This is a genomic window from Saccharopolyspora karakumensis, from assembly GCF_004349225.1.
GTDB classification, from domain to species: Bacteria; Actinomycetota; Actinomycetes; order Mycobacteriales; family Pseudonocardiaceae; genus Saccharopolyspora; species Saccharopolyspora endophytica.
In genome coordinates, this window is the sequence record NZ_SMLA01000066.1 from 22,950 (window position 1) to 31,790 (window position 8,841).

The 8,841-nt window shown below is 69.2% G+C and carries 8 protein-coding genes; 6 read left to right on the forward strand and 2 right to left on the reverse strand.

Features of this window, described 5'->3' with window-relative positions:
• Positions 1 to 38: 38 nt before the first annotated feature.
• Positions 39 to 1,418, reverse strand: coding sequence for an MFS transporter (locus E1202_RS27555; RefSeq protein ID WP_235879061.1), 1,380 nt, complete (start codon positions 1,416 to 1,418; stop codon positions 39 to 41).
• A gap of 152 nt (positions 1,419 to 1,570) precedes the next feature.
• Between E1202_RS27555 and E1202_RS27560 the strand changes: the two genes are divergently transcribed.
• The 4 genes from E1202_RS27560 to E1202_RS27575 are packed head-to-tail and all read left to right on the forward strand — an operon-like array spanning position 1,571 to position 4,570.
• Positions 1,571 to 2,662: a Gfo/Idh/MocA family protein gene (locus tag E1202_RS27560; protein ID WP_132686247.1), complete on the forward strand. Its 1,092-nt coding sequence runs from the start codon at positions 1,571 to 1,573 to the stop codon at positions 2,660 to 2,662.
• A complete protein-coding gene (locus E1202_RS27565; RefSeq protein WP_207918945.1) occupies positions 2,650 to 3,447 on the forward strand; it encodes a DUF6807 domain-containing protein in 798 nt (265 codons plus the stop codon). Before E1202_RS27560 ends, E1202_RS27565 begins: the two co-directional genes overlap by 13 nt.
• A 53-nt stretch (positions 3,448 to 3,500) precedes the next feature.
• On the forward strand, positions 3,501 to 4,001 hold the full coding sequence (locus E1202_RS27570) for a helix-turn-helix domain-containing protein (protein WP_132686248.1): 501 nt from the start codon (positions 3,501 to 3,503) through the stop codon (positions 3,999 to 4,001).
• Entirely contained in the window at positions 3,998 to 4,570 is a 573-nt protein-coding gene (locus tag E1202_RS27575) for a flavoprotein (RefSeq protein WP_132686249.1), read from the forward strand. The genes E1202_RS27570 and E1202_RS27575 overlap by 4 nt, the downstream gene beginning before the upstream one ends.
• A 903-nt stretch (positions 4,571 to 5,473) precedes the next feature.
• Here E1202_RS27575 and E1202_RS27590 read toward each other — a convergent pair.
• A complete protein-coding gene (locus E1202_RS27590; RefSeq protein WP_132686252.1) occupies positions 5,474 to 6,181 on the reverse strand; it encodes a GntR family transcriptional regulator in 708 nt (235 codons plus the stop codon).
• A gap of 97 nt (positions 6,182 to 6,278) precedes the next feature.
• Here E1202_RS27590 and E1202_RS27595 point away from each other — a divergent pair, with 97 nt between their 5' ends.
• Together E1202_RS27595 and E1202_RS27600 are read left to right on the forward strand one after the other, a co-directional pair.
• Positions 6,279 to 7,610, forward strand: coding sequence for an MFS transporter (locus tag E1202_RS27595; protein ID WP_132686253.1), 1,332 nt, complete (start codon positions 6,279 to 6,281; stop codon positions 7,608 to 7,610).
• Entirely contained in the window at positions 7,607 to 8,623 is a 1,017-nt protein-coding gene (locus E1202_RS27600; protein ID WP_132686254.1) for an L-idonate 5-dehydrogenase, read from the forward strand. Before E1202_RS27595 ends, E1202_RS27600 begins: the two co-directional genes overlap by 4 nt.
• Positions 8,624 to 8,841: the final 218 nt, after the last annotated feature.

Below are 8,841 nucleotides of genomic sequence, written 5' to 3' on the forward strand. Positions count from 1 at the left end.
CCTGGGGGAATGCGTTTCCCCAGGATACCGTCCGCCGATCAGCGCGCCTCGGAGCGCAGCCGGTCGAACTCCTCGCGCGGCACCGGAACCGCGTCCTTCTCGCCCAGCGCCTCCAGCGGCACCCGGTGGGTCTCCCGCGCCGACCACGCGGCGAACGCGGCGATGACGTTGATGCCCAGGCACAGCCCGCCGACCACCAGCGGGACGTTCGCCGATCCCGGGGGAGCGGCGAGGGTGAAGATGCTGGGCAGGAACGCGGTGATGGTGAGACCGACGTTCTGCGCGATGGCGAAGCCCGTGACTCGGGTGCGCGCGGGGAACAGCTCCTGGTAGTAGGCGGCGAAGGTGGCGTTGCAGATCTGGTAGAAGATTCCCCAGGTCAGGATCGCCAGCACGATGGTCAGCACCACGTCACCGCGGCTGACCGACCACAGGTAGGCGAAGGACAGCACGCCCGAACCGAGGGCGCCGACGATCATCAGCGGCCGGCGGCCGAAGCGGTCCGACAGGCTCGCGAACCACGGGATGAACGGCAGCGCGACCAGGTTCGCCACCACCGGGATCCACAGGTAGACGGACGTGCTCATCTCGATGCCGTAGCCGGACTGCGTCGCGTAGGCCGCGCCGAACACCGACACCACCACGCCGATCACGTTGACCAGCGTCATGCAGATCGCCCGCAGCACGTCGGTTCCGCTCTCGCGCATGACCTGCACGAACGGTGCACGCACGGGTGCGCTCTCGGCCTTGGTGAAGACCTCGGTCTCCTCGACCCGGCGGCGGATCACGTATCCGGCGAAGACGACCACGGCGCTGAGCAGGAACGGGATTCGCCAGCCCCAGGAGTCGAAGGCCTGCTCCGACAGCACCGCCGACAGCGGCAGGAACACCGCCGCGGCGATGATCTGCCCCGCCTGCGTTCCGTGCAGGCTGAAGCTGGTGTAGTAGCCGCGCCTGCCGAACGGCGCGTGCTCGGCGATCATCGCGCTCGCGCCGCTGAGCTCGCCGGCGACGGCGAAGCCCTGCGCGAACCGCAGCAGCACCAGCAGGACCGGAGCCCACAGGCCCACCTGGTGGTAGGTCGGCAGGAGCGCGACGGCGAAGGTGGACAAGCCCATCAGCAGCATCGCCAGGACCAGCACGTTCTTCCGCCCGTGCCGGTCGCCGTAGTGCCCGAACAGGATCGCGCCGATGGGACGCGCGACGTAGCCGACGGCGTAGGTGCCCAGCGAGGAAACCAGTGCCACGGTGGGGTTTCCGCCGGGGAAGAAGATGCTGGGGAAGATCAGCGCGGCGGCTTGGGCGTAGACGAACCAGTCGTAGTACTCGAGCGCGCTGCCGATCCACCCGCTGGCGGCGGCCCGGCGCGATCTGCTCCGGGAGTCGTCGGTGCGCTGTCCGCTCATGCGTGTTGCCACTTGTGCCCCCTCGGCACTCCGTTGTCCCGATCAGCCGGTAAGCGCTTTCCATCGAACAGCGCCCGTCGGCCGGTGTCAACCGCTCGGCGGCTTTTTGGAATGCGCTTTCCGCGTGGTTACCATGCGCTGGAGCCGAGGATTTGCGAGGAACGATGAGCGCTGCGACGACCGTCGTGCTGGCCGGCGTGCACGGGCACGGTCGGTGGCACCTGGGCAACGTCGGGAAGATGCCCGGCGTCGAGCTGGTCGGCATCTGCGATCCGCGCCCTCCGGAGGACGGCCTCGGTGTCCCGGTGGAGCCGGAACTGCGTGCGCTGCTGGAGAAGACGCGGCCGGACGTGACGATCGTGTGCACCCCGATCCACACCCATTCCGAGCTGGCGCTGACCGCGGCGCGGGCGGGTTCGCACGTGCTGCTGGAGAAGCCGCCGACCCCGACGCTCGCGGAGTTCGACGAGCTCGCGGCGTCGCTGGCGGCCACGGGGCGCGCGTGCCAGGTCGGTTTCCAGAGCCTCGGTTCGCACGCGCTGTCCCACGTGCGGGAGTTGCTCGCAGGAGGGGTGATCGGGGAGCTGCGGGGGATCGGCGCGGCGGGCGCCTGGCAGCGCGACGCCGACTACTACGGTCGCGCCCGCTGGGCCGGGCGCCGCACGCTGGACGGGGTAGCGGTGGTCGACGGTGCGTTGACCAACCCCTTCGCGCACGCGATCGCCAACGCCCTGGCCCTCGACGGGGTTTCGGCGGACGAGGTGCCGCGCGAGCTGTCGGTGGAGCTGTACCGGGCGAACCCGATCGAGGCCGACGACACCTCGTGCCTCAGGCTGGTGACCGCCCGCGGCACGCCGATCACGGTGTCGGTGACGCTGTGCGCGGACCGGGTGGTCGAGCCGTACCTGGTGATCCACGGCGCGAAGGGCCGGATCGTCCTGGAGTACCGGGAGAACCGGGTCCGGCTGGAAACGCCGGGCCGGGTGGAGGTCACCGAGCACGCGACGACCGACCTGCTGGCGAACCTCATCGCCCACGTCCGCACTGGCGAACCGCTGCTGGTTCCTCCCGAGGCGGCCCGACCGTTCATGCGGGTGCTCGAAGCGGTCCGGCTGGCGCCCGATCCGCGCGAGATCCCGTCCTCCCACGACCCCGAACGGCGTTTGCGGGTGATCCCTGGGGTATCGGACGCGGTCGTGCGATCAGCTGATTCGCTGATGTTGATGTCTGAAATGGAGGTGCCGTGGTCGGAGTGATCCGGATCGGCGATGCCGTCGTCGCCGAGCGCCGCTCCGGTGCGGAGCTGCCCGCTCGGCTGGGGCCACGTCCGCACCTGCACCCGATCCGCACCCTCGCCGGGCGGGTCGTCACCGACACCTGCCCGGACGACCACCCGTGGCACCTGGGGTTCTCGGTGGCGCTGCAGGACGTGGAGGGGTGGAACTTCTGGGGCGGCCCCACCTACGTCCGGGACGCGGGCTACGTCGACCTCGACGACCGCGGCCGCATCGAGACCACCGCGCTGACCTCGTCCGATGCGGGTTTCGACGAGTCGTTGAGCTGGTGCACGCCCGCCGAGACGCTGCTCCGAGAATCCCGGCGGGTGCGCGCCCGCCCGGCGGCCCGCGGTTGGCAGCTCGACGTGACGACGACCCTGACCAACGCCACCACCAGTCCCGTCGCGCTGGGCAGCCCTGCGACCAACGGCCGCACCGGAGCCGGCTACGGAGGCCTGTTCTGGCGGCTCCCTCCGGCGGTCGCACCCCGTGTGTTCACCGCGCAGGCGGAGGGCGAGCAGGCCGCGCACGGTTCGACGTCACCGTGGCTGGCCTGGACGGACCGGGATCTCACCCTCGTGTTCGCCGGTGACGACGACCCGTGGTTCGTGCGCGTCGACGACTACCCGGGAGTCGGCCTCCAACTCGCCCCGGCCAACCCGATCCGGCTCGACCCCGCAGAATCCCTGACCCGGAACCTGCGAGTCCTCATCGCCGACGGCGCCCTCGACCTACCGGAAGCAGAGACCTGGGCGAAGTCCTGACGGGGAGCGGTGAAACCGCGAGGATGGGCCTGATCTGTTGTTACTCTCGGCGCATGCGTGGCGCTGGCCATGAGCTGAGCATCGGCGAACGGATAGCCTTCTACCGACGACGTCGTGGACTGTCGCAGTCGGTCCTGGCCGGGTTGCTGGGCAGGACCGAGGACTGGCTGAGCAAGGTCGAGCGTGGCGAGCGCCAGGTCAACCGCATCGACGTGCTGGTCGAACTGGCACGTCAACTTCGCGGGACCTTGAACGACCTGCTCGGTGATCCCCGGAGTGTCGTGGAACGCGGCGCGCGGGTGCGTTCTGACAGCCTGCCCGTCGAACGTCAGGTGACGCACGCGATCGACATGGCTCGATCCATGAGCATGGTCGCGCTAGACGATGAGGCGGTCGGTCTTCTTCTGAGAGCGGAGGCACAGGCCCCTTATCTCGTCCGACACTCATCGGTCGTGCGTGAGGTCGTGCGGACCGTGTACCGGCGTTCTCCTGTCAGCAGTGGGAGATCATCGCCGCTGATGGCCTTGGCCGAGCGTTGCCGGGCGGTGCGATGAGCACGCGAACGCTGGGGCTGATCGGGTCGGCGGCCGGGGGCGTGGAGCAGATCCGGACGAGCCTCGTGGAACCGGCTCTCGCGCGAGGTTGGCGTGTGGCTGTCACGCTCACGCCAACTGCTGGGAGTTGGCTGGAAGACACCGGAGAACGTGAGCGGATCGAGCAGGTGGCCGGACTCCCGTGCCGGACGGCTCCTCGGATGCCGAGCGCCCCGAGTCCCCACCCGCAGATCGATTGCTACCTGGTCTGCCCGGCTTCGGCCAACACCGTCGCGAAACTGGCACTCGGTATCTCAGACAACCAGGCTCTGACCACCGTGTGCGAAGCGATCGGTGCGCACGATGTTCCGATCGTGGTGTTCCCGCGGGTCAATGCCGCGCACACGCGTCAACCCGCGTGGAACGCCCACATCGAGGCCCTGCGCGGTGCAGGTGTCCAGCTGCTGATCGGAGACGAGTACTGGCCCCTCCACGAGCCGCGCAGTTCCGCTGAGAAGGAGCTGCCTTGGGAGAGGATCCTCGACGTGGTCGGTCGCGTCGTGAAGCCCGAGTCACCCGAAAGTGCCTGATCATCCCGGACAGCTTGTCCGGGCTTCGGATTCGCTTTCGCGGTCTCCTGGTGCCACTGCGCATTCGGCGCATGCGTTACCAGGAAGGAATCGGGCCTTGCCGATGTGTGTGATCGTTCAGCCGCGGGCAGTGCTGCGATGAACGAGATTCAGTCGGAGCCTCGGGAAGTCGGCACGTGGGAGCGGCACTTCTGGTTCCCGATCCCGAGCACGGCAGGAGGAGGTGTGCGTCACGCGTTCGCCGGACGCCGATGGGAGGGAGAGGTTGCGGGCACATCCGCGTGCGGATCGGAGGCGGCACTTGCGCAACCGACGGAGGTGGACTGGATCTGCTTTCCGACTTGCGCGGACTGCTACTCGTTCTTGACCGGACGGACGACCTGAGGTGCGTCGCTGGGCTCGGCGTCCGTCGAGCCCAGCGATCCAGCCGAACAGCGGTATCCGGAGAGTCGATGGCTCCCAGACAATTTCGGTGTACCAGATCGTCTGTTCCTGACTCGGTGACCGGAATCCTGGGGGGCGGTTGGCCGTGGAGGCGCAGGCGTTCTTTCTTCACAGCCGAGGCGGAAGCGTCATGCCCTGACGCGGTTGCGCCTCGCTCCACGAGGGAGAACGCGTCATGTCTTCGTCCGGTGTCATCCTCATCGGTGCGCCCGCATCGATCGCCTTGTTGGCCCTCCTGCTTCGGCATGCGCCAGCGGCAATCCTGACTCTGGTAGCCGGTTCCGTCGTGCTTCTCGCTGGGGAGAAACGGGCTATCAGAGCGCTCGCTGTGCTCACCACGTTCCGGCGCCCGGCCCGAAGGCCCGCCGGTGTCCAGGAGCGGGATGGTCTCTTCCCGAAAGGCTCGTGATCGAAGGCCGTTTCACCCGTTGAATTCCGGAACGGGGCAGCCACCTCGGGTCACTGCCAGACGATGACGCTCTTGCGGACCGGGGTGGCTTCGTCTTCCGAGGCGAAGAGGTCGGGTTTGCGGTTGCGGAGGTGTTCGATGTCGGCGAAGACCGCGCGGAGGTGGGTGCGCATGGTGGCGCGGGCGCGGTCCAGGTCGTGGGCTCGGATGGCGTCGAGGATGTCGACGTGCTGGTCCGCGTAGACCTGCGGCGGGCTCGATTCCAGGCCGAGGCGCCGGGCGCGGTCGAGGTGGCCCTTGGCCGAGACGACCGTCGGCCAGGCGCGTTCGTGACCGGACAGGCGCAGCAGTCCGCGGTGGAACTCCTCGTCGAGGGCGAAGAACTCCTCCACGTCGATCTCGGGTGAGCGCTGGCGGGCGAGATTGTCGTCCAGCTCGGCCAGCAGCTCGGCGTCGAGGTCGGCAGGCATGTCCTCCAGCGCCGTGAGCTCGACGGCCTCGCGCAGGAACTGGGCGTCGGCGACCCGTTGCGGGTCCACGCGCGAGACGAACGAGCCGATCTGCGGGAAGACCTGCACCAGGCCTTCTTCGGCGAGCAGGATCAGCCCCTCGCGCACCGGCGTGCGGCTCACGCCCAGGGCCGTGGCCAGGTCTTTCTCCGACAGCGCCTCGCCGGGTTCGAGCTCCAGGGTCAGCACCTTGCGCCGCAGCGTCTCGTAGATGACTCGGCGGTTGGAGCGCTTCCTGGACTCGGGCACGGGGTCAGACTAGACGAGGGTTGACCCGGCTGATCGGTCAGTGCTTGTATACCAGTACTGCCACATCAGTCGGCGGCGTGGAGCAAAGGAGCGCACGATGACGGACAGCACCCAGACGGCGGGTGCCGTGAGACGTTCTACTCGCGAGCTGAGCAAGGCCGCCGTGTCGGGTTGGCTGGGTACCGCGATGGAGTTCATGGACTTCCAGCTGTACTCGTTGGCGGCGGCCATCGTGTTCAACAAGATCTTCTTCCCGGACGTCAGCCCCGCGATCGGGCTGATCGCGGCGATGGCCACCTACGGCGTCGGGTACGTGGCGCGGCTCGTCGGCGCCTTCTACTTCGGGCGGATGGGCGACCGGATCGGCCGCAAGAAGGTCTTGTTCCTGACCATCACGATCATGGGCGCGTCGACCACGCTCATCGGCGTCCTGCCGCCGTACCAGACGATCGGCATCGCGGCTCCGATCCTGCTGGTGGCGTTGCGGTTGGTCCAGGGCTTCGGCGCGGGCGCCGAGATCGCCGGGGCGACGGTGATGCTCGTCGAGTACGCGCCGGTCAAGCGCCGCGGCCTGATCTCCTCGCTGGTGTCGCTGGGAACCAACTCGGGCACCCTGGCCGCCTCCGGGCTGTGGGCGTTGCTGCTGCTGGTGCTCTCGGAGGAGCAGGTCATCGCCTGGGGTTGGCGGGTGCCGTTCCTGCTGAGCTTCGTGCTGCTGCTGTTCGGAGTGTGGATGCGGTCGAACCTCAAGGAGAGCCCGGTCTTCGAGGAGCGCGAGGACGTCGAGCCGAAGGCCGAGGGCGCCATCGAGTCCGGTCTCAAGCAGCGCAAGGGCAGGGCGTTCCTGCTCTCGCTCGGGCTGCGCTTCGGCCAGGCCGGCAACTCCGGTCTCGTGCAGACCTTCCTCGTCGGCTACATCGCCTCCTCGCTGGCGGTGAGCCGATCGGTGCCGACCAACGCCATCGTCTACGGCTCGCTGCTGGGATTCGTCACGATCCCGCTGGTGGGCTTGCTCGGCGACCGGTTCGGCCGGCGGCCCGTCTACCTGGCGCTGAGCCTGCTGACCGCGATCATCGCGGTGCCGATGATGGCCACCATCGCCAGCGGGAACACGGTGATGCTGACGATCGCGATGGTCCTCGGCCTCAACATCGGCGTGCTCGGCCTGTTCGCGGTGGAGAGCGTCACGATGGCCGAGCTGTTCGGTTCGCGCACCCGGTTCACGCAGCTGGCCGTGGCCAAGGAGATCGGCGGCACGCTGGCCACCGCGATCGGCCCGGTCATGGCGGCGAGCCTGACCGCGTGGACGCAGCACTGGTGGCCCATCGCCGCGATGCTCATCGTCTACTCGCTGATCACGCTCGTCTCCGCCTGGGTGTCGCCCGAGACGCGTGGCCGCGACCTCGTCCGACTGGAGGACGCACTGTGAAAGCCGTTGTCGTTCACGGGAACCGCGACGTCCGCGTCGACGAGGTCCCGGACCCGGTGCCCGGCGAGGGCGAGGTGCTGCTGGCGCTGGAGTGGGGCGGGATCTGCGGATCCGACATCTCCTACTGGCGTCACGGCGGCACCGGCACGGCCGTCCTGCGCCACCCGATGGTCCTCGGCCACGAGGTCGCCGGACGGGTGGCGGGTCTCGGGCCCGGGGTTTCCGGTGTGGAGGTCGGTCAGCCGGTGACGGTGCACCCGGCCGAGCTGGTCGGCGAGCACGCGTACCCGGAGGGACGCAGCAACCTGCACCCGCACGTCCGCTACTTCGGTTCGGCGGCGTTCGACCCGCACACCGACGGCGGGTTCAGCGAGTACCGGACCGTCCCGGTGGGGCAGCTGCGCCCGTTGCCGGACGGGGTGTCCACGCAGCAGGGCGCGCTCGCCGAGCCGCTCGGCGTCGCGCTGCACGCGGTGAACCGGGCCGGATCCCTGCGCGGCAGAACGGTTCTGGTCAACGGTGCCGGGCCGATCGGCGCGCTCGTGGTCGCCGCCGCGAAGCACAAAGGCGCGTCCGCCGTGGTCGCCGCGGACCTCGCCGCCTCCTCGCTGGAGATCGCCAAGCGCATGGGAGCCGACGAAACCCGCGATCTGTCAGCGCAATCGCTGCCGGAGGACGTCGACATCTCCTTCGAGGCCTCGGGCGCACCGGCGGCCATCGGCCCCGTGCTGCGCGCGACCGCGCGCGGCGGAACCGTGGTCCAGGTCGGCAACCTCCCCGGCGAGCCCGCTCCGGCGGCGCTCGGCGACCTGGTGACCCGCGAGATCACCTGGACCGGCTCGTACCGCTTCGCGGACGAGATCACCGACGCCCTCACCGCCCTGGCCGAGGGCCTGGACGTCACCCCGCTGATCACCCACACCTACGCCCTGACCCAAGCCGCCGAAGCCCTCGCCGTCGCTGCCGACCGAACCACCGGCAGCAGCAAGGTCCTCCTGCACCTGAGCGAGTGACCCCCGACCGCACACCCGATCCCCACGCTCGATGACCTGCGGTGTCCGGTCGCGTGCCCGATTTCAGTGGAAATCGGACCCCGGGGGTTCGCACGGAACCTGGGGCCGGATCTCCACTGAAATCGGGCTTCGGGTTTCCACTGAAATCCGAAACCCGGGACCGTGCCGGGGTGGGGGTGAGGTGCGTCGTGGTCGTGTGGGGGTGGCCGGTGGGGACC

What these genes read in the sequence shown, in the direction of transcription:
- E1202_RS27575 (WP_132686249.1), top strand. Translation starts at nt 3,998, where the DNA reads ATGAGCACGCGAACGCTGGGGCTGATCGGGTCGGCGGCCGGGGGCGTG.
- E1202_RS27560 (WP_132686247.1), top strand. Translation starts at nt 1,571, where the DNA reads ATGAGCGCTGCGACGACCGTCGTGCTGGCCGGCGTGCACGGGCACGGT.
- E1202_RS27595 (WP_132686253.1), top strand. Translation starts at nt 6,279, where the DNA reads ATGACGGACAGCACCCAGACGGCGGGTGCCGTGAGACGTTCTACTCGC.
- E1202_RS27570 (WP_132686248.1), top strand. Translation starts at nt 3,501, where the DNA reads ATGCGTGGCGCTGGCCATGAGCTGAGCATCGGCGAACGGATAGCCTTC.